The 22,403-nt window shown below is 71.6% G+C and carries 26 protein-coding genes; 12 read left to right on the top strand and 14 right to left on the bottom strand.

Annotation, left to right across the window (positions count from 1 at the left end; all coding sequences use genetic code 11):
- Positions 1 to 14 precede the first annotated feature (14 nt).
- Complete coding sequence (locus WMF14_RS13580) at positions 15 to 524, bottom strand: hypothetical protein (protein ID WP_437801392.1); 510 nt, start codon at positions 522 to 524, stop codon at positions 15 to 17.
- 260 nt (positions 525 to 784) lie between these two features.
- Between WMF14_RS13580 and trxA the strand changes: the two genes are divergently transcribed.
- Complete coding sequence (trxA, locus tag WMF14_RS13575; RefSeq protein WP_437801391.1) at positions 785 to 1,177, top strand: thioredoxin; 393 nt, start codon at positions 785 to 787, stop codon at positions 1,175 to 1,177.
- On the opposite strand, the gene WMF14_RS13570 is transcribed toward trxA, so the two are convergent.
- From WMF14_RS13570 to WMF14_RS13550, 5 genes are all read right to left on the bottom strand, one after another.
- Complete coding sequence (locus tag WMF14_RS13570) at positions 1,174 to 1,590, bottom strand: GFA family protein (RefSeq protein WP_272103177.1); 417 nt, start codon at positions 1,588 to 1,590, stop codon at positions 1,174 to 1,176. The two genes, trxA and WMF14_RS13570, sit on opposite strands and share 4 nt — an antisense overlap.
- A gap of 96 nt (positions 1,591 to 1,686) precedes the next feature.
- On the bottom strand, positions 1,687 to 2,079 hold the full coding sequence (locus WMF14_RS13565) for a DUF2809 domain-containing protein (RefSeq protein WP_437801390.1): 393 nt from the start codon (positions 2,077 to 2,079) through the stop codon (positions 1,687 to 1,689).
- Between the two features lie 172 nt (positions 2,080 to 2,251).
- Complete coding sequence (locus WMF14_RS13560) at positions 2,252 to 2,797, bottom strand: hypothetical protein (protein WP_437801389.1); 546 nt, start codon at positions 2,795 to 2,797, stop codon at positions 2,252 to 2,254.
- Positions 2,787 to 3,329 carry an RNA polymerase sigma factor gene (locus WMF14_RS13555; RefSeq protein ID WP_272103174.1) on the bottom strand — a complete coding sequence of 181 codons (543 nt, stop codon included), beginning with the start codon at positions 3,327 to 3,329 and terminating at the stop codon, positions 2,787 to 2,789. The genes WMF14_RS13560 and WMF14_RS13555 overlap by 11 nt, the downstream gene beginning before the upstream one ends.
- Positions 3,330 to 3,342: 13 nt before the next feature.
- The gene (locus WMF14_RS13550; RefSeq protein ID WP_272103173.1) at positions 3,343 to 3,474 is read right to left on the bottom strand and encodes a hypothetical protein; all 132 of its coding nucleotides are present in this window, start codon (positions 3,472 to 3,474) and stop codon (positions 3,343 to 3,345) included.
- Positions 3,475 to 3,709: 235 nt separating this feature from the next.
- Between WMF14_RS13550 and WMF14_RS13545 the strand changes: the two genes are divergently transcribed.
- Positions 3,710 to 5,200 carry a L,D-transpeptidase gene (locus WMF14_RS13545; RefSeq protein ID WP_437801388.1) on the top strand — a complete coding sequence of 497 codons (1,491 nt, stop codon included), beginning with the start codon at positions 3,710 to 3,712 and terminating at the stop codon, positions 5,198 to 5,200.
- Between the two features lie 49 nt (positions 5,201 to 5,249).
- On the opposite strand, the gene WMF14_RS13540 is transcribed toward WMF14_RS13545, so the two are convergent.
- Positions 5,250 to 6,125: an STAS domain-containing protein gene (locus WMF14_RS13540; protein ID WP_272103171.1), complete on the bottom strand. Its 876-nt coding sequence runs from the start codon at positions 6,123 to 6,125 to the stop codon at positions 5,250 to 5,252.
- A 154-nt stretch (positions 6,126 to 6,279) separates the two neighbouring features.
- Between WMF14_RS13540 and WMF14_RS13535 the strand changes: the two genes are divergently transcribed.
- The 5 genes from WMF14_RS13535 to WMF14_RS13515 all read left to right on the top strand — a co-directional run bounded on the left by WMF14_RS13535 (position 6,280) and on the right by WMF14_RS13515 (position 12,123).
- Complete coding sequence (locus WMF14_RS13535) at positions 6,280 to 6,969, top strand: NUDIX hydrolase (RefSeq protein WP_272103170.1); 690 nt, start codon at positions 6,280 to 6,282, stop codon at positions 6,967 to 6,969.
- A 305-nt stretch (positions 6,970 to 7,274) separates the two neighbouring features.
- Entirely contained in the window at positions 7,275 to 8,105 is an 831-nt protein-coding gene (locus WMF14_RS13530) for a protein phosphatase 2C domain-containing protein (RefSeq protein ID WP_437804203.1), read from the top strand.
- 133 nt (positions 8,106 to 8,238) lie between these two features.
- A complete protein-coding gene (locus WMF14_RS13525; protein ID WP_437801387.1) occupies positions 8,239 to 10,179 on the top strand; it encodes a hypothetical protein in 1,941 nt (646 codons plus the stop codon).
- A 58-nt stretch (positions 10,180 to 10,237) separates the two neighbouring features.
- Positions 10,238 to 11,284, top strand: coding sequence for a nicotinamidase (locus tag WMF14_RS13520; RefSeq protein WP_437801386.1), 1,047 nt, complete (start codon positions 10,238 to 10,240; stop codon positions 11,282 to 11,284).
- Positions 11,285 to 11,298: 14 nt separating this feature from the next.
- Positions 11,299 to 12,123 carry a hypothetical protein gene (locus WMF14_RS13515; protein ID WP_437801385.1) on the top strand — a complete coding sequence of 275 codons (825 nt, stop codon included), beginning with the start codon at positions 11,299 to 11,301 and terminating at the stop codon, positions 12,121 to 12,123.
- 84 nt (positions 12,124 to 12,207) lie between these two features.
- Here WMF14_RS13515 and WMF14_RS13510 read toward each other — a convergent pair whose 3' ends face one another.
- Complete coding sequence (locus WMF14_RS13510) at positions 12,208 to 13,176, bottom strand: hypothetical protein (protein ID WP_437801384.1); 969 nt, start codon at positions 13,174 to 13,176, stop codon at positions 12,208 to 12,210.
- 270 nt (positions 13,177 to 13,446) lie between these two features.
- Between WMF14_RS13510 and WMF14_RS13505 the strand changes: the two genes are divergently transcribed.
- From WMF14_RS13505 to WMF14_RS13495, 3 genes are all read left to right on the top strand, one after another.
- Positions 13,447 to 14,934: a D-arabinono-1,4-lactone oxidase gene (locus WMF14_RS13505; protein WP_437801383.1), complete on the top strand. Its 1,488-nt coding sequence runs from the start codon at positions 13,447 to 13,449 to the stop codon at positions 14,932 to 14,934.
- Positions 14,935 to 15,102: 168 nt separating this feature from the next.
- Positions 15,103 to 15,648: an NUDIX hydrolase gene (locus tag WMF14_RS13500; RefSeq protein ID WP_272103165.1), complete on the top strand. Its 546-nt coding sequence runs from the start codon at positions 15,103 to 15,105 to the stop codon at positions 15,646 to 15,648.
- Positions 15,649 to 15,857: 209 nt separating this feature from the next.
- Positions 15,858 to 16,034, top strand: a complete 177-nt coding sequence (locus WMF14_RS13495) for a hypothetical protein (RefSeq protein WP_437801382.1) — start codon at positions 15,858 to 15,860, stop codon at positions 16,032 to 16,034.
- 52 nt (positions 16,035 to 16,086) lie between these two features.
- Here WMF14_RS13495 and arfB read toward each other — a convergent pair whose 3' ends face one another.
- Positions 16,087 to 16,518 (bottom strand): alternative ribosome rescue aminoacyl-tRNA hydrolase ArfB, encoded by a 432-nt coding sequence (gene arfB, locus WMF14_RS13490; protein ID WP_272103163.1) that lies wholly within the window; start codon positions 16,516 to 16,518, stop codon positions 16,087 to 16,089.
- Positions 16,519 to 16,646: 128 nt separating this feature from the next.
- Here arfB and WMF14_RS13485 point away from each other — a divergent pair, with 128 nt between their 5' ends.
- Positions 16,647 to 18,206, top strand: coding sequence for an SLC13 family permease (locus WMF14_RS13485; protein ID WP_437801380.1), 1,560 nt, complete (start codon positions 16,647 to 16,649; stop codon positions 18,204 to 18,206).
- An 84-nt stretch (positions 18,207 to 18,290) separates the two neighbouring features.
- Here the strand turns inward: WMF14_RS13485 and WMF14_RS13480 are convergent, their stop codons facing one another.
- The 5 genes from WMF14_RS13480 to WMF14_RS13460 all read right to left on the bottom strand — a co-directional run bounded on the left by WMF14_RS13480 (position 18,291) and on the right by WMF14_RS13460 (position 21,909).
- On the bottom strand, positions 18,291 to 18,695 hold the full coding sequence (locus tag WMF14_RS13480) for a hypothetical protein (RefSeq protein WP_272103161.1): 405 nt from the start codon (positions 18,693 to 18,695) through the stop codon (positions 18,291 to 18,293).
- 225 nt (positions 18,696 to 18,920) lie between these two features.
- On the bottom strand, positions 18,921 to 19,739 hold the full coding sequence (locus WMF14_RS13475) for an SRPBCC family protein (protein WP_437801378.1): 819 nt from the start codon (positions 19,737 to 19,739) through the stop codon (positions 18,921 to 18,923).
- On the bottom strand, positions 19,730 to 20,344 hold the full coding sequence (locus tag WMF14_RS13470) for an ArsR/SmtB family transcription factor (RefSeq protein WP_272103159.1): 615 nt from the start codon (positions 20,342 to 20,344) through the stop codon (positions 19,730 to 19,732). Before WMF14_RS13470 ends, WMF14_RS13475 begins: the two co-directional genes overlap by 10 nt.
- Positions 20,345 to 20,456: 112 nt before the next feature.
- On the bottom strand, positions 20,457 to 21,281 hold the full coding sequence (locus WMF14_RS13465; protein ID WP_437801377.1) for an N-formylglutamate amidohydrolase: 825 nt from the start codon (positions 21,279 to 21,281) through the stop codon (positions 20,457 to 20,459).
- A gap of 91 nt (positions 21,282 to 21,372) precedes the next feature.
- Positions 21,373 to 21,909, bottom strand: coding sequence for an RNA polymerase sigma factor (locus WMF14_RS13460; protein WP_437801376.1), 537 nt, complete (start codon positions 21,907 to 21,909; stop codon positions 21,373 to 21,375).
- A gap of 100 nt (positions 21,910 to 22,009) precedes the next feature.
- Here WMF14_RS13460 and WMF14_RS13455 point away from each other — a divergent pair, with 100 nt between their 5' ends.
- Positions 22,010 to 22,381 (top strand): thioredoxin family protein, encoded by a 372-nt coding sequence (locus WMF14_RS13455; protein ID WP_437801375.1) that lies wholly within the window; start codon positions 22,010 to 22,012, stop codon positions 22,379 to 22,381.
- The last annotated feature ends 22 nt before the right edge of the window (positions 22,382 to 22,403 follow it).

The raw sequence follows: 22,403 nt of genomic DNA, 5'->3' as shown, positions 1-22,403 counted from the left end.
GGATCACCGGCGCATCACGAGCACGTCTCCCCTGGCGCTGACCCGCGCGCGCCTCCGGGCTCTCCCGCAGCGTCGAGCGCCGGGCCGGGCTGCCCGCACCGCGGGCGCCATCCGCCGCCCACGTCGCGCTCGCGGAACTCGGGGCGCAGCTCGCTGCGGGCGTCGGTCGCGAGCAGCTCGCACGGGTCGAAGTAGTGCGACGTCCGCGCCTGAGCGGCGATGGGCGGAAGGTCGCCAGAGAACTCCGGCACGCCGGGGCAGCGATGATGCCAGAGGGCATAACGCTCCGGGACATCGCCGAGGCAGAGCACTTCCTTGACCCCGCCGTTGCAGTTCGTGCTCACGACGAGCACCGGCGCCGGCAGCGGCGCGAAGCGGTGCACCCGGAGGACCACGTCGTGGTGGAACTCGCCCTGCTTCCAGTGGGCGAGGAGATCGAACTCGCCGTGTCGATCCCGGATCTCCTGCAGCAACGACCCGAGATCCATGGCATCGGCGAGGGATTGAACTGACGCGTTCGTCATGGCGCACTCTCCTTCGACGGTAAGCTGTGCCGATGGTGTAGCACGGCGCCCGCGCGGAGCCGGGACGCGGGGCTCTCCCTCGGTGGAGGAGCACGCTGGAGCGGTTCCGCCCGCGCCGCGACGTCGGGCGCGTACGCGTCGATCAGCTCCTCGTCGAGCCGATCGAGCCCATCCTCGCCTGCAACGCGCCCCGAGCGCCGCCGGCGGCGCCTGGCCGCTCGCTCCACGACACGGGCGTGCCCCGGGGGTATGCTCCGCGGATGAGTACCATCGAGCTCAGCGCGGAGAATTTCGAGAAGACGGTCGAGTCGAACGGCATCGTGCTCGTCGACTGGTGGGCGCCCTGGTGCGGCCCGTGCCGGGTCTTCGGGCCCGTCTTCGAGAAGGCCTCCGAGAAGCACGCGGACATCGTGTTCGGGAAGATCAACACGGACGACCAGAAGGATCTGGCGCAGGCATTCAACATCCGCTCCATCCCGACGCTCTTCATCTTCCGCGAGAAGGTGCTCCTTTTCGCGGAGGCGGGCTCGCTGCCCGCTTCGGCGCTCGATCAGGTGATCGAGAAGGTGCGCTCGCTCGACATGGACGAGGTGCGGGCGAAGATCGCCGAGGAGGAAGCGAAGGAGGCCGCCGGCGGAGACAGCGCCGGCTAGCTCTGGCTGCCGGCCTTGTCCCCGCGATAGTCCGTGGCCCCCTGGATGGGGGGCAGCCAGGGCACGCGGTGCACGGTCCAGAGCTGGAAGGACGGCGGCGGCACGTCGCCGGGCCTGTCCATCGTGCCGAGGAAGATGTCGAGTTCCCGCGCCCCGTCGCGGCGCCAGAACAGCGACGAGCCGCAGGTCGCGCAGAACTGGCGGACGGCGAAGCTGGATGAGCGATACGTCGCGGGCGCGCCCGAGAGCAGCTCGAACTGCTCGTCAGCGAAGGACGCGAAGGCCGGCATCGGCGCGCCGCTCTGGCGCCGGCACTGGCTGCAATAGCAAACATTGACGCTCACCGGCGCCCCGCGCGCGCGGTAGCGGATCGCGCCGCACAAACAGCCGCCGGTGTGGTGAGCCTCGGACATGGCCATCGCCTCCTGGTTCCTGGATCTCGCGATCGCCAGCCTGGCCCCTCACGGCATGCGCGGCAACCGGCGCGCGCGCTCGGCGCGGCGCTGGCTTCACGCGGGGGCCCGGAGCGGCCGGCAGAGCCCGTAACCCAGGACGCAGCCGAGGCCATACAGCGCGAAGTCCGCCGGATCGAAGCCGCCGTTCGCGCCGAGCAGGAGCCGCCCCGGGGTGGTGCTGCGCGCGGCCCACAGCCACGGCGCCTGGCTCAGCTGGAGCAGCTCGATCCCGCACGTCGCGGCGAAGACCGCGAGCGCCAACCGATGCGTGCGCGCGGAGATCCACACGATCTGCGCCGCGGCGATCCACACGACCTCGTAGAGCACCGCGCCGGCGCTGTTGCGCAGCCAGACCGGGCCGCCGTGGAACCGGGTGATCAAGCCGACCGGGATGACCGCGACGATCAGGAGGGCCAGCGCGAGGCGCTTGCGAGCGGCTTCCGGCATGCGCAGAGCCTACAGCGGTTTCCGCCCCCCTCTGCACCATGCCGAGCAGAGCGGCGGTCACCCGCACAGGAGACGGGCCCAGATCGGCGTTTTCGGCGCGCAAGCGCACTCCGGTGCGCTGAGCACCGAAAACGTCGAGGTGGGCCCGTATCCGAAGCGGGTGACCGCCGCTCTAGCGCGCAGGGCGGAGGGCGAGCGACGCGGTGCCGGTGAGCAGCCCCGCCGCGAGGGCGACGACGCCGCCGAAGCCGATGCAGGCGCAGCCGAGCGCGCCCGTCAGGGCGGCGATGCCGCACGCCGAGGCCCACGACGCCCCGAGCCGCTCCGAGCGGCGCAGCACCCGCGAGAGCAGCACGCCGGCGGCGACCCCGCCCGCCAGGCATGCAGGGACGCAGACGGATACGCACCCTTCCGGCGTGCACAGGTGACCGTAGATGCGCGCCGCGTGCGCCGCCGCGAAGGGCACGAGCCCCGCCGCGACGCCCGGGAGCACGCCTCGCCCGAGGTGCTGCCCGCGCCACGAGAGCAGCGCCGCCGCGACGTAGAGCGCCGCGCCGAGGATCGCGGTGGTGACCGGACGGTCGCTCATCAGCGACGCCACGAGCGCCACGGCGATCGTCGGTGTCGCTGCCCAGGCGGCCCTCCTCGCCCTCCCCCGCTCGTACGCGCGATAGGCCCTCTCCTTCAGGCTCAGACCCGCGAGCGCCTCACGTTCCATAGATCCTCCTCCACGCCTCCCGCAGGCGAGCAAATGCGCGCTCGCGGCGCTTGCGGAGCGCCGCGCCCGACACCGAAGGATCGCGCTCGCCCTCCAGCAGGGTCGCCCTCAGCGTCTCGCGATCCGCCTCGGCCAGCGTGCCGAGCACCTCGCGCGCCGCGTCGTCCAGATCCCTGGCGATCGCCGCCTCTTCCGGCGTCGGCGCGTCCGCCGCGATCGACGGGACATGCCCGTCCGGCGCCTCCCTCGACCGGGACCGCCGCCGCCGCGTCGTGCGGCACTCCCACGTCGCGATGGCGAGCGCCCAGGTCAGCGCGTCCCCGTCGGGATCGAACGAGCTGGCGCGGTCGAACACCTTCAAGAGCGCCTGCTGGGCCGCGTCCTCCGCGTCCGCTCCGCCCCCGAGCATGCGGCGGCAGAACGCGCCGATCGCCGGCAAGAGCGCGGCATAAACAGGCTCGAAAGCCGCGCGATCGCCGTCGGCGAGGCGCCTCATCGACGCGTTGAGCAGCGATCGCGCGCGCGGTTCCAAGGGCGCTGGGTCCTCAGCCGCAGGGGCAGTCCGGACACGGGCAATCCGCGCACGGACAGCCGCCCTTGAGCTGCGTCCCAGCATAGGCCACCGCCGGGATTCCGAGGACGGCCGCGATCAGGGTCACCTTGAGCCAACGACGCATGGGATCTCTCCTTGTCTTCTCTGGCCGGCTGTCCTCGCCGACCTTCCTCGGCTCTAGGCGCGAGCAGGGCGAGCGTGACACCCGCGGCGATCGAAATCCGGCGGCCCGGCGCCATGGCCGCAGATCGCCGCACGAGCGACGACCTCCTCTCCGCTCGCGTCGCGGCGCGAGCGCCTTCGTCCAGCCTGGCACGTCGTTCCGACGGGCGGGCTCGGCGTGCTAGGGTCTCGTGCCTATGCCTGGCCGCTCGTGGTTCGTTGCCCTCGGCGCCCTCTGGCTCGGGTGCACGCCGTCGCGGCAAGACGCCGGCTCGCGCGCCGACGCGGCCGCGAGCGCGGGCGTGGCGGTCGCGGAGCCCTCGCCCACCAGCGCGCCCGTCCCGCGCCCCGCCGCGCCGGACGCGCTGGCCGCCTCGACCTCGTCCGCGCCGGTCCCGGAGGTGGAGGCGGCGCGGGCGCGATCCGCGCGCGTGTACTCGAAGGGCCGCGAGGTGTGGATCCGGTCCGCGCCGCGGCCCAAGGCCCAGTGGATCGGCATGCTCTCGATCGGCGGCTCGGTCCGCCTGAAGAGCGTCGAGCCCCTCCGCGGCGCCGACGGCTGCCCGGCGTTCTACGCCGTGGAGCCGCGCGGTTACGTATGCGTCGACGGCGAGCGCGCCACCCTGGACACCGCCGATCCCGTGCGCCAGGCGCTGATCCCCCATGCCCCGCTCGCCGATCGGCCGCTCCCGTACCGCTACGGCGAGTCGCTCGGCCTCAAGCGCCTCCTGCGCGTGGACGGCTTCGACGCGCCTGCGTGGCCCGAGGGGATCCACGATCTGCGGCACATGCAGGTCCGCCCGCGCTCGTCGGTCGCCTGGACCGAGGAGGTCGAGGCCGGCGGGACGACATGGCTCTGGGCGTCGGATCTGACGTTCGTACCGAAGGACAAGGTCAAGCCGTACGAGCCCACCACCTTCGAGGGGGTGTACCTCGGCGCCGAGGCGCGCCTGCCGATGGCCTTCTTTCGCCGCAAGGCGCGCCCGAAGCACCGCCTCACGGAGGGAGGCCAGCCCGCGAAGACGGACGCCGTGTGGGACCGCCTCGCCCGGGTCGGGCTGACGGGCCGATCGAAGCGGGTCGGCGAGCTGACGTACCTCGAGACCCGGGACGACGGGCACTGGGTGCTCGAGCGAGACGCGGTGGTCGTCCGGCCGCGGAGGGCGCGGAACCCGTGGGGCCGCCCGATCCAGCTCGGCGGCGAGCCGCCCTCGGCGCCGGCCAACGGGCCCAGGAACACGTGGGTCGAGATCGCCGCCCTCGACGGCTGGCTCATCGCCTACGAGGACGACCGCCCCGTGTTCGCGACGCTCATCTCGGCCGGGCGCAACGGGGCCGAGGAGCCGGAGAAGATCGAGCCGTTCGTGCCGCCTTCCACGACCCCGCTCGGCCAGTACAGCATCGGCCGCAAATGGGTGACGAAGACGCTCATCACGCCCCACGTCGACGCGGACGACTGGATCGAGGCGGAGGTGCCGTGGAGCCAGCACTTCTTCAGCAAGTACCTCCTTCACGCGGCCTACTGGCACGACCGCTGGGGCGAAGGGCAGAGCGGCGGGTGCGTGAACCTCTCGCCGGTCGACGCGAAATGGCTCTTCCACTGGACCGAGCCCTCCGTGCCCGATGAGTGGTACGCGGTCCAGGCCACGCGCGACGACCCGTCCACGCGCGTCGTGATCCATCGCTGAGCCGCCGCCCGGCGCGGGGGCGCGCCTCGCGCGCGCCTGCCGCAGCCCGCTATTTCGCCGGCGCGCTGCCCGCCGCGGCTCGCTCGACCCCCTCGCCCGCCGCGGCCATGCGCCGCATGCAGAGCTTGAGTCCGGCGCGGAGGTTGCCGACGGTCGTGACGCCGGAGAGGTCGAGTCCGAGCGCGATCATCGTCTGCGCCACGTTCGCCCGGATCCCCGTGATGATCCCCTCCGCGCCGAGGAGCCGGATGGCCTTGATCATCTCGATGAGGTACCCGGCGGTCTGCGTGTCGACCGCGTCGACGCCGGTGAGATCGAGGATCGCGTACCGCGCATCCTTGTTCACGATCGCCGAGAGCAGGTTGTCCATCGCCTCGGAGATCCTCAGGCTGTCCACCACGCCCACCATGGGGAGGGTCAGCACCTTGTCCCAGACCTCGATGATGGGCGTCGAGAGATCGCGGATGACCTCCTGCTGCGTCTCGATGAGCTCGATCTTCGCCCGGAGCTCCTGCTCACGCCGCTTCGCCGCGGAGCCGTCCAGGCTGAGGGTGATCATGCCGTCGGGCTCCCCGTTGCCGTCGCGCACGGGGACGTGCCATGACTCCCAGGAGGCGCCGTACGCGTCGTAGACGTTGTATGCGCCTTTGCCCGCGAGCGCCTGCCGGTTGGTCTCCAGGGTCTCCGGCTCGTTCGCGAAGAGCTCGAGCACGTTCGCTCCGAGGAGCTGCCCCGGCTTCACGCCGACGGCCTCGAGCCCCTTGCCGTCGTGAAACGTGAAGACGCCCGCGCGGTCGTACCTGCACACGGTGATCGGAACGTGGTCGAGGATCGCGCGGAGGAGCAGCTGCGCCTCACGGAGCTTCGCCTCGAGCTCCTCCCGCGTCTCCGCCCCCGCCGCGCCCGACTCCGCGTCCCCCTTCATGGGAGCCTTCTACCGCGCACGCGCGCTGGCCGTCGAGGGGCTGTCGGTCGGTCGATGACGTTTCCCCCGCGCCGAGGAGCCGAGCCCCGCGGCGCGGGTTGACATGGTGTCCGATCGACACCAAGATTCATGTGCAAATTACACGGAGAGTTGAATGTCCGTCTCCTACGAGCACCCGCGGCCGGCGCTGACGGTGGATTGTGTCGTGTTCGGCCTCGATGAGGCGGATCTCAAGGTCCTCCTCATCCGGCGGGAGCTCGATCCGTTCCGCGGCAGGTGGGCGCTCCCGGGCGGGTTCGTGCGCGTCGAGGAGGCGCTCGACGACGCCGCGCGGCGGGAGCTCGCGGAGGAGACGGGGCTCTCCGGCGTGTTCCTGGAGCAGCTCTACACCTTCGGCGCCCTCGGGCGCGACCCGCGCGAGCGCGTGGTCTCGGTGGCGTACTACGCGCTGGTGAAGCTCGGGGATCACCGGGTCAAGGCCGCGACCGACGCGCGCGAGGCGGCGTGGTTCGCGGTGGACGACACCCCGGCGCTCGCCTTCGATCACGACGAGATCCTCGCGGTCGCGCTGGAGCGGCTCAAGGGCAAGGTCCGATACCGGCCGATCGGGTTCGAGCTCCTGCCGCCGAAGTTCACGCTGTCGCAGCTCCAGCGGCTCTACGAGGCGATCCTCGAGCGCCCGCTCGACAAGCGCAATTTCCGGAAGAAGGCGCTCGGCACCGGGCTGCTCGTGGAGCTCGACGAGGTCGAGCAGGACGTCGCGCACCGCGCGGCGCGGCTCTACCGGTTCGACCGCCGGAAGTACGAGCGGCTCGAGAAGGACGGCTTCAGCTTCGAGATCTGAAGCGGGCGCCGGCTCGTGTGTCGGCGACGCGCTCGAACGCCTCCGGAAGCGAGGCCGGAATGCCGGCGACCGGGTTGACAATGTGTACTACGAACACTAAGCTTGGTGTGTAGGATACACGAACGATCGGGTGCTCGCCTGGCGCGGGCGCTGACGGTCGGCGTTGACCGCCGAGCGGACGATGGAGCTCCGGCGCCGGGAGGACCGCGCGCCCCGGCCTCCGTCTGCCCGGGTCCGGCCGCAGCGCGCCCTCGCCGGGCGCAGAAGGGAACTCCATGCTTCGGGACGTCGCTTTCTTGGCTGACATGGGAGGGGGCTCGGCCTTCGAGGTCGCCGGAGGGACGGTGACCGGGACCGATCACCTCGCCGCGGGGCGGCCCAACCAGGACGCCTATGCCTTCCGGGCCGAGGGCGGCTCGCTCGTCGCCGTGGTCTGCGACGGCTGCGGCAGCGGCGCGCGCAGCGAGGTGGGCGCGGCGCTCGGGGCGCGGATCGTGACCGAGCAGGTGCTCGGCGCGCTCTGGAGCGGCGGAGACCTCGATTCGCCCGCGACGTGGGAAGAGGTGCGGCGCGGGGCGCTCGCGCCGCTCCGCACTGTAGCCGCCGGCATGGGCGGCAGCTTCGCCGAGGTCGTGTCGACCTTCTTCCTCTTCACCGTGGTCGGCCTCGCGATCTCCGGCGACAGGGCGTGCGCGTTCTCGCTCGGCGACGGCCTCATCGCGCTCGGCGACGAGCTCCTGCGGCTCGGCCCCTTCCCGAGGGACGAGCCCCCCTACCTCGCGTATGGCCTGCTCGATCGGCCGCCCGGCGGCGAGGCGCCGCGCTTCACCGTGCACCGCGCCTTCCCGTCGAGCGCGCTCCAGACTGCCCTTCTCGGAACCGACGGCGCGATCGATCTGCTGGAGTCGTCGTCACGGCAGATCCCGGGGGGCGGCGAGGTCGGCCCGCTGTCGAGGTTCTGGCAGGACGACCGGTATTTCCGGAACCCAGACGCCGTGAGACGGCGGCTCGCGCTCATCAACCGATCCGTGGCGCGGCCCGTGTGGAAGGAAGAGCGGATGGAGCGCGAGGGCGGGCTGCTCCGCGACGACACGACGGTGATCGTCGTGCGGAGGGCGCAGGGCGCCCGCGATTGAGGCGCGGCCCTGCGCGGAGGCGCAGGAGTCGCGGAGGGAAACGACAGGGCGACTGCGCTCGATTGCGCTCGACTGCAATCGAATGCATTCGATTGCGCTCGATTGCATTCGATTGCGTCCGGAGGAGGCAACGGTGGACGTAGTTCTTGGTTCAAAGCGGGTTCGGCTCGACCCTCGGTCCTCGATCGGCAAAGGCGGGGAGGCCGACGTGTTCGACCTCGGCGACGGCCGCGCGCTCAAGGTCTGGAAGACGCCCGATCACCCGGATTATGCCGGGCAGGACGCCGAGCAGCGCGCCGCCCAGGCCCGCATCGAGCGCCACCAGGACAAGCTGCGCGCGTTCCCGCCGGCCCTGCCCGATCAGGTGATCGCGCCCCTCGAGCTCGCGACCGACAGGACCAGGAAGCGGATCGTGGGCTACGCCATGCGCCTCGTGCGCGGCGCGGAGCCGCTCCTGCGCTACGGCGAGCCGTCGATGCGCCACGGCGGGCTGTCGTCGGCCGCGGTCTCCGAGGTGCTCGCGCGGCTGCACCGGGCGGTCGCGGCGATCCACGACCGGGGCGTCGTGATCGGCGACTTCAACGATCTCAACGTGCTCGTCGCCGGCGGCGAGGTGTTCGTCATCGACGCCGACAGCTTCCAGTTCGGCCCGTACCTCTGCCAGGTGTTCACCGAGCGCTTCGTCGATCCGCTGCTCTGCGACCCCTCCCTCCCGAGGCCGCTCCTGTCGAGGCCGTATTCGCAGGAGTCCGACTGGTACGCGTTCGCCGTGATGGTCATGCAGAGCCTGCTCTGCGTGGGGCCCTATGGCGGCGTCTTCCGGCCGCGGTCCGCGTCGGCGCGGGTGCCCGAGAGCGCGAGGCCGCTGCGCCGCATCACCGTGTTCGACCGCGAGGTGCGGTATCCGAAGCCGGCCATCCCGTACCGCGTCCTGCCGGACGATCTCCTGGACGCGCTCTACCGCATCTTCGTCGAGGACCGGCGCGGCGTGTTCCCGCGCCGGCTGCTCGACGCCCTCGCCTGGACGAGGTGCCCTTTGTGCGGCGTCGAGCACGCGCGCCCGGCCTGCCCGGCCTGCGCCGGCGCCGCGCCGGCCGCCGTGAAGGAGTCGACGGTCGTCCACGGCGAGGTGCTGGCGACGCGGATCCTGACCACGCGCGGGGTGATCCTGGCCGCGGCCCTCGGCCCGGGCGGGCTCTCGTATCTCGTGAACGAGGGCGGCCGCTTCCTGCGGGAGGATCGGTCCGTCGTGATGTCCGGCGCGCCACACCCCGCGACGCGCTTCGCGGTGCACGGGAGAGCCACCTTGATCGGCCGGGGCGGCGATCTCGTGGTGCTCTCGCCGGGGGCCGCGCCCGAGCGGATCCAGGTGGACTGCGTCGGGACGAGGCCGATCTTCGACGTCAACGCGCGCGCCCGTTACTGGACGCGCGGCGGGCAGCTCCTGCGCAGCGGGAGGCCGGGCGCCGCCGCGCTCTCGGGCGAGGCGGACGCGGTCCCGATGGGCGAGGTCCTCGCCGGGCAAACGCTGTTCTGGGTGGGCCAGAGCTTCGGGCTCGGCTTCTACCGCGCCGGGAACGTCTCGATAGCGTTCGTCTTCGACGCCGAGCGGCCCGGCCTCAAGGACACGGTCAAGCTGCCTTTCCCGGGCGGCAAGCTCACCGCGGCGACCTGCGTCTTCGACGCCGGCCCGAGCTCTCCGTCCCACGAAGGCCGCGGGCGCTCCCGCGCCGGGCGCGCATGGCTGTTCCTCGCCGCCGAGCAGGCCGGCCGGACCGTGCACCGGTGCGTCGTCGTGAGCGAGGACGGCGCGGTCGAGGCGGTCGCCGACGGCGACGGGGAAGGCGGCTCGTGGCTCGGCGCGCTGACCGGCAAATGCGCGGCCTCGGGGTTCCTGCTCTCGGCGACCGACAGCGGCGTCGTCCGCGTCGAGGTCCGCGGGGGCGCGCTCGTCGAGACGCGGCAGTTCCCCGGCACCGAGCCGTTCGTCACCCAGGCTTCCCGGCTGCTCGTCGGGCCAGAGGGCCTGTTCGTCGTCGACGCACAGGCGATCACATTGCTTCGCATCTCGTGAATCCACGCTGAGCTGACGGCCCGCGCTCACGGGCCGATCGAGAGGAGAGAGAGAGACCATGAAATCGACAGAGCTCCCCCTGCCCGCCTTCTATGACGCCAAGAACGCCGAGCGGTGGGGCTATCACCCCAATGAAGAGGCGCTGCACGGCGCCGCCGCCGCGTGGCGGAAGGCGCATGGCGTGAGGCCGTCGGCCGCGGACGCGCAGAACGTCCACGTCCTGCTCATCGACGTGCAGAAGGACTTCTGCTTCCCGCAGGGCTCGCTCTACGTCGCCGGCAGGAGCGGCACGGGCGCGGTCGACGACAGCCGCCGCATCGCCGAGTTCATCTACAGGAACCTCGCCTCCATCACGAACATCACGGTCACGATGGACACCCACTTCGCTTACCAGATCTTCTTCCCGGCCTTCTGGGTGGATCGCGAGGACCGCCCGCTGACCGCGCACCGCGAGATCACGACGGCGCAGATCGACGCGGGGGAGGTGCGGCCCAACCCCGCGGTGGCGAAGTGGCTCTGCGGCGGGAGCTACCCGTGGCTCATGAAGCAGGTCCGGTATTACTGCGAGGAGCTCGAGAAGGCTGGGAAATACAAGCTCTACCTGTGGCCGCCGCACTGCATCCTCGGGAGCGACGGCCACGCGCTCGCGGGCGTCGTGCACGAGGCGCGGATGTTCCACGCGTTCGCGCGCGGGGTGCAGTCGTGGGTCGAGGTCAAGGGCGGCAACCCGCTCACCGAGAACTACTCGGTGATGCAGCCCGAGGTGCTGACGCGGCACGACGGCCAGCCGCTCGCGCAGCGGAGCACGGGCTTCCTGAGGACGCTGCTCCACGCCGACGCGGTGATCATCGCCGGCCAGGCCGCGAGCCACTGCGTCCGCAGCTCGATCGAGGACATCTTGACGGAGATCGCGCTCACCGACCGCGCGCTCGCCAAGAAGATTTACGTGATGACCGACTGCATGTCGCCGGTCACCGTGCCCGACGGCAAGGGGGGCTTCGCCGTCGATTTCACCGCCGAGGCGGACAAGGCGCTCGCCCGCTTCGCCGCCGCCGGGATGAACCTCGTGAAGAGCACCGACCCGATTCCGTGTCTGGGCGCATGACCGTGGAGGATCCGATGAGCAAGAACAAGGAGAACGACAGCGGAACGAGCCGCGATGGCTCGCTCGACATCGAGCAGCTCTTCGAGGCAGCGCGGGACGACGGCGCGCTCTCGCCCGAGGCGATGCAGGCGCTGCACATCACCGACCTGGGCGCGCAGATCCAGGCCGGCTTCGGCGTGCAGGTGGACGACGTCGCGTCGTCGGAGGTGGTGCTGGTCACGGTGATGCCCGACGACTCGGGATCGATCAAATTCGCCGGCAACGCCCCGTCGGTGAGGGACGGGCACAACCTGGTCGTGGGCGCCCTCGCCGACTCCAGGCAGCGCGACTCCATCCTGGCGCACAACCGTTACCTGAACGGGGCGGTGCTGTATCCATACTGCCCGATCGCCCAGGCCGTGAAGATGGACACGAAGAACTACGATCCCATGCTCGGCACGCCCCTCTACGATCAGACGGTGGTATTGCTCGGAACGGTGATCGCGAAGGCGCAGGAGTTCGCGCTGAGCGGCGTCCCGGCGCGCACCGTCACGCTGATCATCTCGGACGGCGCCGACGCGGGCTCGACGTGGGCCAAGGCCAAGGACGTGTGCGCCCTCGTCCGTGACATGCGGCGGGCCGAGGCCCACATCGTGGCGGCGATCGGCATCGACGACGGAAACACCGATTTCCGCGCCGTCTTTCGCGACATGGGGATCGAGGACCGCTGGATCCTGACGCCGAAGAGCGACGCGGCGGACGTCCGCAAGGCGTTCGCGCTGTTCTCCCAGTCGGCGGTGCGCGCCAGCCAGGGCGGCGCGTCGTTCTCGAAGACGGCCGCCGGCGGCTTCGGAGGGTGAAGCGCGCGCCCCGGGCTCGCCGCGCGCCCCCTGCGCCGCGGCGAGCCCTCCACACCTCTCGGTGGATCCAGCGGAGGACCCGGATCAGGCCGCGGCCTCCCAGGGGACGACGCCGTAACGGCGGCGCAGCTCGTCCAGATCCACCGCCATGTCCGACCAGAAATCCCAGTCGTCCATCAGGTCGATGCTCATCTTCGTTCCGCGAACGAACGATCGCACGAGCTCGTCGGCGAGCCCGGGTGTCGCGAGCATCCCCTGCTGCGACGGCGCCAGCACGGTGAGCTGGATGCCCTGCTGGAGCTGCACCAGCAGGAACACGAGGATACCGAACGGGTTCTCGCGGCGATACCCCGCCTGAAACGCGATCGTCATCGCCTCTCCGCGCAGGTCGGTGCCGTAACCGGCGAGGATGTGGCTCAGGTCGTGGGTGAGCACGCCCTCGGGCACGCCGCGCTTCTCGCCGGGGAACGAGAAGCCGTTCTCTCGATAGAAGGTGAAGAGCGCCTTGCCGAGGGTGCCCTCGCTGTACGCCTCGAGCGAGCGGTAGCGCGCGGCGACTGGCTCGTTCTCCAGGATGCCCGCGAAGCTCGCGACGTTCCTTGCGAGCCCGTAGAGGCCGCCCTCATCGAGCATGCGCCGCACGTTCTTGCCGAGCAGCGAGCTCCGGCTGATGTCGATGCGCAGCAGGAGCAGCCGCCGCTCGTAGAGGTGGTGGAGCTGGCGGACCGCGTTCGGCCGCGCCCCGAGCGCCGCGGCGAAGCGCTCGACCTCGAGCAGCTCGCGCTCCTCGACGCGCTCGCCGCACAGGGTCATGGCGCAGAGACCGTTGACGAGCTGCTCGCGCAGAAGAGGGTCCTCGACGGCGCGCGCGAGCTCCTCGGGCGCTATCGGGGCGAGCGCGTCGATGTCGAAGTCGGTGTGGAGGAGGTGCCGCTGCACCGCGCCCATCGCGTCGCGCCGCGACCCGTCGAGGGGGCTGGCCGAGGTAAGGACGACCTTGATGGCACGCAGGCCCGCGTGCGCCTGTTCTTGGCTCGGGATGAGGTAGGTCATGCAGGGGAGGATGATGCCGAGCGCGCGTCCCGTCCTTGACCGGCGGCGCCAATGTCTTGACCGAGCGCGCCGCCTGGCCGAGGAGCAGGGTCCGCGGCGGCTCGACGCCGCGGACGCTCGACTCCGATCCACCTGCCATGCGCTGCGCGAACAGCGTCCGGGACATAGCCCGTCTCGATCTCCCGCTGTGCCCAAGGTTCTCGCTGGCCGGCCGCTCGCCGCTCAACTATTTGCGGGTGGGTGAGCCCGAGGGCGCCTCGCGGAGGTCTCATGCAGCCGAGATTCGTTGAAGGACACCAGAAACGTCTCGAAAACATCAAGCTTCCGAGCGCGATCACACAGGGCATCAGGAGGTTCTTCGCGACGTCCAATGCGCTTCGTCCGGATGGAACCTGGCGGAACTGGGGAGCCAACCATCAGTGCAAACCCGAGAGCTTCCATGAGCCCGGGTCGATCGACGAGCTCGTGGCGATCGTCGACGGCGCGAGGGCCAGGTCCAAGAAGATCCGGATCGTCGGCGCGGGACATTCCTGGTCCGACATCGTGTGCACGGACGAATGGATGGTCAGCCTCGCGCGCATCAACAAGCTGATCGAGCTCGATCGGAAGAACAAGACCGTCACCGTCCAGGCAGGGATGCGCGTCGCGGACCTCATCGATCACCTCGACGCCGCCGGCCTCGCGCTCGTCAACCTGGGAGAGGTCGACGCGCAGCACATCGGAGGTGTCATCGCGACCGCGACGCACGGCTCCGGAAGAACCGGCTCGTTCTCAAGCGCCGTGCTCTCCGCGAAGCTCTTGCTGTCGTCTGGCAAGGTCATCGAGATATCCAGCGCGCGCAACGCACAGTACCTCGATGCGGTCAGGACCAACCTTGGCTGCCTCGGGATCGTGGTCGAGGCGACGCTCGCGGTCCGCGAGTCGTTCAACGTGCTGAAGCATCAGAAGGTCTTCGAGACGAAGGCGGCGATCGCGAACGCCCCCCGCTTTCTCTCGCTCTCCGACCCGTACGCGATGAACAAGGTGTTCTTCTTCCCGTACGGCAGGCAGCACATCTACGCTGCGAAGGCGGAGGAGCTGTCGGAGCCGTCCCTCTGGGACAGGCTGCGCAACCCGGTCCTCGCCGTGGGCGACAGGCTCACGTTGAGCGTCTTGATGAACGCCGCGCGGCTGGTCCCGATCGACCTGAAGCCGCGCTTTTTGAAGGCGGCGCTGGCCGCGGTGAGCACGAGCTCCTACCAGGTCGGAAAATCGTACGATCTCCTGCTCTTCGCTCACGATCCTCGCTTCAAGGTCGTCGCTGGCCACATCGAGTCCGAGATCGCGATCCCGATCGAGGGCCTGGGGCCGGCGATCGCCTCGCTGTTCGAGCTCATGGAGCGGAGGACGTTCAAGATCAACGGGTACATCCTGGCGCGGACGGTCACCAAGGAGACGGCGTGGATGAGCCCCGCTTACGGTCGCGACTCGGTGTTCCTGACCTTCGCGCACTTCCCTTCCGAGGCGGAAGATTGGAAGGCGATCTTCGCCGAGATCGAGACCTTCATGGTCGAGCGCCATCAAGGCCGACCGCACTGGGGGAAGATCAATTTCACGAATCGAGAGTACGCAGAGAAGGCATATCCTCGCTACGCCGACTTCGCCGGCATCCGGAAGGAGCTGGACCCGATCGGCATGTTCGCGAACGACTTCATCCGGCGGCACTTCACCGTCGCGAGCGAGGCCGTTCCCATGAGCGCCCGGCCGGCCCCCCTCTGAGCGAGGGCGCCGGGGCCCCGGACGGGCTCATGCGACAGGGGCCCTCGCGCTCGCCCTCTTGATGTCCGCTGTCGCGCCTGGTAGCCGTCCTCGCCGTGCGGCCGTCCGTGCTCCTCGCCCCTCCGAGCGGCGGCGCCGGAGCGGTCGCGGCTGCGAGGTGGGTTGGTCATGACGGTCGTGCGGTGGAAGGCATTGGAGCGGCGCGTGGTCCAGCACTCGCCGTGGCGGAGGATCGAGGACGTCACCTTCGAGCTCCCGGACGGGCAGGTCCGCACGTTCTCGCTCAAGAAAGAAGGGCGAGTCGTCTGCGTCCTCGCGATCTCCCGCGAGAAGAGGGTGATCCTGGCGCGCCAGTACAGGCCGGGGCCCGATCGGATCCTCGACGAGCTCCCAGGGGGCGGCGTCGAGCCCGGCGAGGCCCCGGAGGAAGCGGCGGCGCGCGAGCTTCTCGAGGAGACGGGGTATGTCGCCGGGCGGCTCGTGCCGCTCGGCCGCCCGCTGGAGTGCGCTTACTCGACCATCGAACGACACGCGTTCCTGGCCGTGGATTGCGTGCGCGAAGGGGCGCAAGCGCTGGATGAGACGGAGTTCATCGACGTGGTCGAGAAGCCGATCGAGGACTTCGTGGAGCAGCTCAGGGAGGGCGCCTGCACCGACCCGGAGGTCGGGTGGATGGGGCTTTACGAGCTGGGCTGTCTGAGGGCGAGCGCCTGAGCCTCGCCGCGGGGCCGCGCGGCGGAAGCGCGCACGCCGGCGCCGCGATGCCCGCCGGTCGCTGGCTGCGCTATGGTGGAGCGCATGCGCAGGCACGACCACGTCCTCCGCGCTCCCGGTGGGCAGCGCTCGCGGAGGGCGAGGCGCGCGGCGAGGCGCGCGGTGAAGCCCGCGGCGAGGCGCGCGGTGAAGCCCGCGGCGAGATCAGGATGGCGCAGGAGGCCATCCTCACGGTGCTGAAGTCGCGCGGGATCGCCACGCCGGCCGAGATGGCCCGCGCGATCGCCGGCTGCGAGGATCTGAGCAAGCTGCGGCGATGGCTCACCCGCGCGGCGACCGCGACGACCGCCGCCGAGGTCGTCGCCGGCTCCCGGCGCAAGCGCTGAGCGAAGACCGCCGCGGCGAGGGCGCGCCGGGCGCCCTCCCCCGCGCGCCCCGTCACTCGTGATCGCCCCCGCCGCGGCGCACGTGCTTCTTCTCGCCCGTGCGCCGCTTCTCGTCGAGCCGCCGCGCCTTCGACGCGCGCGTCGGCCGCGTCGGCCTTCGCCGCACCGGCACCTCCAGCGCGCGCAGGATCAGCGCGCGCAGCTTCTCGCGCGCGTCGTCCAGGTTGCGCAGCTGGTCGCGGGTCAGCTGGCTCACGATGAACAGCCGCCCCTCGGCGTCGAGCCGGCCGCGCGCCAGCTCGCGCAGCCTCGCCTTGGCGTCATCGGCGAGCTCCGGCCACGCGCCGAAGTCGAAGCGCAGCTCCACCTTGGAGGCGACCTTGTTGACGTTCTGACCGCCGGGCCCCGACGCGCGCACGGCGCTCCAGCTGAGGAGCGCGGCCGGAGCGGTCAGCGCATCGTTGACGACGAGGGGATCGGACACGGCGGCTCTCCTGCCCTGCGGGCGGCGCGTGCGCCGTGCGGAGCGCCTGACGCCTAGCACGCGCCCGCCGCGCCCGCCGCGCTGCGCGCGCTCTGCCGGGGAGGAGGCGCGTGTGCGATAGAGTCGCCATGCAGTGCCCCCCCGATCCCGCCGCCGCGCCGCCGGGCGCCCCTCACCGAGGCCGGCCGCCGCCTGCGCGGCTCAGCATGCTGCGCTGCCTCGGCGTCGCTTCCGGTCCAGCCGCCGCCCTCGCGATCGCGCTCGTCCCGAGCGGGCTCCACGCCGTCCCCGGCTTTGGCCACCGCCCTGCGTACGCGGCCGCGGTCGCCGCGTGGATGGCGCTGTGGTGGCTCTTCGAGGTGCTGCCCGTCGCGCTCACCGCCTGCTTGCCGCTCGTGCTCTTCCCGCTGCTCGGCGTCTTCGGCCGCGGGCTCGCGGGCGACGCCGCCCGCGCCGCCGCGCCGTTCGTCGACGCGTACATCTTCCTCTTCCTCGGCGGCATGGCGATCGGCGCCGCCATGGAGCAGTGGAGCCTTCACCGCCGGGTGGCGCTCCACATCATGCGGGCGGTCGGCACGGACCCGAAGCGGCTCCTGCTCGGCATGCTGGTCGCGACGAGCGCCATCTCGCTCTGGATCTCCAACACCGCGACCGCCGTGATGATGGTCCCGATCGGGCTCGCCCTGCTCGCGCAGCTGGAGTCGGCCGCCGGGGGGCGCAGGCTCACGCACTACGGGACGGCGATCATGCTGGCGGTGGCCTACGCCTCCAACGTCGGCGGGATCGGCACGAAGATCGGCACCGGCACGAACTCCATCTTCTGCGGCTTCCTCGCCGACAAGCTGGGCCACGACCTCGGTTTTCTTCGGTACATGGCGATCGCCCTGCCGTTCGTGGTCCTCTTCGTCCCGCTGCTCTGGCTCGCCCTGTGGCGCGTGGGCAAGCGGGACGGCCTCGGCCCCGGCCACGCGCGCGACGCGCTCGACCGCGAGCTCGCGGCCATGGGCCCGATGAGCCGCGGCGAGAAGACCGTCGCCGCCATCTTCGCGGCGTCCAGCGTGCTCTGGATCCTCGGCGATCCGCTGCGCGCCGCGCTCGCGCCCCCTCTCCAGGCCGCGCTCAGGGGCCTCGGCGCCGCGCTCGGCTCGGGCGCCGCGGCCGGATTCAAGGTGCAGGGCAAGCACTACGAGGCGACCGTGGCCGTCCTGGCGGCGCTCGGCCTGCTCGCCCTGCGCGCCCTCTCCCTCGCCTCCCTGCGCCGGATGCCCTGGGGCACGCTCGCCTTGCTCGGCGGCAGCTTCGCGATGGCGGCCGGCATCGAGGGCGGCGGGCTCTCGGCGTGGATGGCCGCGAAGCTCGCGGTCGTCGCCGAGGCGCCGCTGCTCGCGCAGCTCGGGCTCGCCAGCAGCGGCACGATCGCCCTGTCGGCGCTGGCCTCCAACACCGCCACGGTGAACGTGGCGCTCAACGTGCTCCCGCAGGACCTCGGCGTGCTGTTCGCGGCCACGATCGCCGCGTCCTGCGACTTCATGCTGCCGGCGGGCACGCCGCCCAACGCCATCGTGTTCGGCAGCGGGTACGTGCGGCTCCCGGTGATGATCCGGACAGGCTTCCTGCTCGACGTGGCCGCCGCCGCGCTCATCACGGTCTACGTGTACGGCTACGCGCGGCACCTCATCGGCGGCTGAGCGCAGGGGCGCAGCGGCGTCCCGCGCGCCGTCGCCGGCCTGGTCGCCCGCGTCTCGCGGCCGGGGCCGGCGCCCGGGCGCGGCTCAGGAGACCTTGCGCCGCGCCGACTCCCACCCGCGCCGCACGGCGCTCTTGGCCTCGTCCCAGGTGCGCCCGCTCTTGAGGTCGTTCCACTCCTCCTTGAGCTTGCTCTCGACCCGATCGTCCCAGTCGGTGTGATCGCTGTAATGGCTCGCCGCGCCCCAGCCGTAGCGCAGCCCCGGCTCGACCTGGTTCCAGTCGGTGTTCGGCGCGTAGCGCGGCGGGATCGGCTGCTTGCCGAGCGCCTGCTTCACCGTATCGCCGACGTCCTGGTTGAGCTCCTGCCCCTTGGTGTCGGTGAAGTCCGCCTTGGTCTGCTCCCAGTCGCGGCGCAGCGCCTCCTTCACGCGATCCCAGCCGGACGTCTTGTGATCATCCCACCACCTCGGATTGACTGCATGGTTCATCGGTACCTCCATCGACTCCGTTGAACGAGCGCCGGCGCGAGGGCCGATCGCCGCGGTGAGCCCGGCGATACACGAACGGTGCCGCCCCGAGCATTTGCCGGAAACCGATGTGAATCGGGCTGTTCTCAGTGGCGTGTGCGGTCCCGGACTGACCCTCTCCACCGTCCCCGGCGGAGGCTCGCCTGCGTCAGGCCGTCACACATGAGACAAGGTGCCTCGGAGGTGTCAGCCGGGCGGGCGCACTGGAAAGCGCTCGGCCATCCATGCCTGCCACGCGGGCTCGTCGCGCACCGCCGCGGCAGGCGCCCTGTCGCCGTACAGGTACAGCCGGATCGGCAGGAAGATCTGCCCGGCCATGGGGAGGGCGAACAGGTGGGCGATGCCCGGCGCCGGCGCATCGAGCCGGAGGAGCAGCTCCGGGTGCTCGCTCGGGCCGACGCGCTCGACCACCCCGGCGAACGGCGGCGCGCCGGCGGCGGAGCTCACCCGCTGGCCCTCCGCGGCGCCGGCGAGCCCGAGCGGGCCGATCAGCGCGTCCCATGTCGCGGATCGAGGCTCGGATCCGGCGCCCATCAGCTGGAACGCCGCGCAGGGCTGGCCGCGGAAATGCGACAGATAGAGCCGAAGGATGCGGAAGAAGGCCGCCCAGCCGTGCATGTGGCCCTCGAACTGGTTGTCCCAGTCGTCCGTGCTCGCGAACCAGCTGTGCACCACGCGCACGACGCACGTCCCGCCGGACCGCGCCTCCACGATCCACTCCGTGGCGACCTTGGGGCCGCCTGGTCCCATGTCCTCCGGGGCCTCGGCGGAGAACCGGCGAGGCGGCTCCCAGGCCGTGATGGTCGCGACCGCATCCATGCTCGTGCCCGGGCCGAAGTGAGAGACGGTCGCGCCGCCTTCGCGCTCCTCGACCTCGCTCGGCACGAACCACGACGAGATCCCGGGCCCGGTCGCGATGGCGCTCCACACCTCTTCGGGGCTGCCGGGGACCTCGACTTCGGCCTCGACGCTGCGACGGCCGGACGCGTCTTTTCTCACGGGCATGATGACTCCTTTCGTGGTGCTTCGTTCGGTGTGGGTGTGGGGTGAGCGACGATCACCAGGCGGTGCGATCGCCCGCCTGGCGCCGAATCATCGTGGTAACGCGCGACGAGCGCCGTCACCGCGCGGGTGAGCTCGCCGGTGAAGGCGGCGCGCTCCGCCGGGGAACGGAAGCGGACCTCGGCGTCGATCGACAGCGACGCGAGGCGCTTGTCGGCCTCCCGCGAACGCCGAAGGAGATCGCTGACCTCGCGCACGACGCGCGCGCCCAGGGCGATGAGGTAGGTCGCGGAGAGGCGGTCCGAGGCGCGCTCCGGGTCCGCGGCGACAGGCCCGAGCGCGCCGGGCGACACGACGTAGGAAGCCGCGCTCGCGACCAGCAGGCGCTCCGTCAGCCCGCCCCATTTGCGCGTCCCGGCCATGCGCACGAGCCCGTGCGCCTCGAGGGCGCGCAGGTGGTAGTTGATCTTCTGGCGCGCGATCCCGAGGCGCGTGGCCAGCGTCGCGGCGGAGGCGGGCGCCGAGAGCTCCGAGAGCAGCCGGCTCCTGACAGGCTCGAGCGCTGCCGCAGCCGCGGCTGGATCCTCAATGACGTCGACGTCGAGCACACCGCCGTGGGTATCATTGACAATTTTTTTTGTCAATGACCGCAGGCCGTACTTTCCCCGCCACGGCGAGGGGCGCGATCCCCTCGCCGTCGGGCACCGAGCCCCGCCTACGTCACCCGCCGGTGGCGGCGTCCGGGGGGAGAGCGTTCAGATCGCCACTTGCCTCGATGGCCCGGTAGCTCGCCGCGAGGCGCTGCGCCCAGACCTCCACGCCCTCGTCGCTGATCAGGCCATCCTGGCGGATCTCGAGGAGCACGCAGGGCAGGCCGCGGGCCTCGCCGTGCGTGGGGATCCCGTAGTCGCCGCCCTCGGTCACGCGGTAGGGCTCGTTGTCGCCGACGCAGAGCCCGGGCTCGCGCCGCAGCGCCTCGAGGAACGGCGCGGCGAGCCTGCGGTCGCGCCCGTAGAGGACGGCCGCGTGCCACGGCCGCTCCTGACCGGGCATCGCGGGCGTGAAGCTGTGGATGCTGAGGATCGCGGTGCGCTTCCGGCGTTCCCGCCGCGCGTCGAGGAGCGCGGTGATCGCATGGTGGTAGGGCCAGAAGCACGCGTCGGCGCGGGCGCTGGCCTCCGCGGCGTCGATGGCGTTGCCGGGGATGGGCACGCCGCAGCTGATCTCGGGGATGGACGTCGGGGAGCCCAGCGGCCGGTTGCAGTCGATGACGAGCCGCGAGTAGCCGGAGAGCACGAGCGGCGCGTCGAGGAGCGCGGACATGCGGCGCGAGAGGCGCGCCGCGCCGATGTCCCAGCCGGTGTGCTCGCGGAGCGCCTCGTGCTGCCTGCCCAGCTCGGGGAGGCTCCTCGGAACCGCGTTGGACGCGTGGTCGCAGAGCAGGACCGCGCTGGAGCGGCCCTCGGGGTTCACCACCTCGAACGCGGGCGGCTCATCGGGCGCGAGGAGGCGCAGGGCTGGCGAAGCGGACGAAGAAGAGCTCATGACGTCTCGGCCAAGACATAGCAGACACCGGCGCGCCCGCGCCGCGCGCGCTCTCGGCGAGGGCGCGCGGCGGCACGCGCGGCGCGCGGGCTCAGTGCGGCGACGTCATGCACGCGCGCAGCGCGAGCTTGGCCCGGTGCAGGAGCACCGCGACGTGGCCGGCCGAGATGCCCAGCGCGCGCGCCACGTCCTCTCCGGGTTGCTCCTCGAGCATGCGCAGCGTCACGACGGCCTTCTGGATCTCGCAGAGCTCCTCGACGCACGCGCGCAGGCGGACGTGCTCCTCGGCCCGCGCGATCGCCTCGTCGGTCGCCGGCGCGTCCCCCACGGCCTCCGGGTGCGCGTCCACGTCGTCGTGCGGCCGGGCGCGGAAGTGACGGCGGCGCCGGTTGCGCGCGGCGTTCCGCACCGTCCCCGCGAGCACGCCGCCCCACGCGCCGACGTCCTCCGGGAGCGCGCCCCGCTGCGCGAGCGTGAGCAGCGTGCAGAGGCCCTCCTGCACGCAGTCGACAGCGTCTTCCGGCGTCACCCCCTCCGCGCGCGCCAGCGCCGCGAGCGCCGCACGTTCGGAGCGCACAAGGTGCGACACATGGTTCAGGATGTCGTCCGCGTCCTTGATGGCGTCCATGGTCCAGGAGGTCAGGTGTCGAGCCGCGCCCACATTACAACGGGCGACCGCTGTAATGGAGGCCGCCCTCGAGACCTGCCAGGGCATGGAGGTTCACGCCATGTCCACGAATGCTGTCCGCGAGATCGATGAGGCGAGCTTCGACGCCGAGGTGCTGGAGGCGGGGGTGCCCGTCCTCGTCGAGCTCACCGCGCAGTGGTGCCCCCCGTGCCGCGCGCTCGCGCCCATCCTGCACAAGCTGGCGGAGGAAGGCGCGGGGCGCCTGAAGGTGGTGGCGGTCGACGGCGATCGGTGCCCGGCGATCGCCCGCCGCCTCGGCATCCGCGCGTTTCCGACCGTCGTCGCGTTCGCCGGGGGCAAGGAGGTGGCCCGTCACGTGGGGCTGACCACGAAGGACAAGCTCCTCCGGCTGATCGAAGGGAGCGGGCTCCCCGGCGGGGCGGGGAGGGACCGGGCGCCCTCGCCGCCGTGAGGGCGGCGCGATCGGGCTCCTC

This window comes from Sorangium sp. So ce693, from assembly GCF_051521375.1.
Classification (GTDB): Bacteria; Myxococcota_A; Polyangia; order Polyangiales; family Polyangiaceae; genus Sorangium; species Sorangium atrum.
Note: the sequence above shows the minus strand (reverse complement) of the source record. Positions and strands in the feature narration are given on the sequence as shown.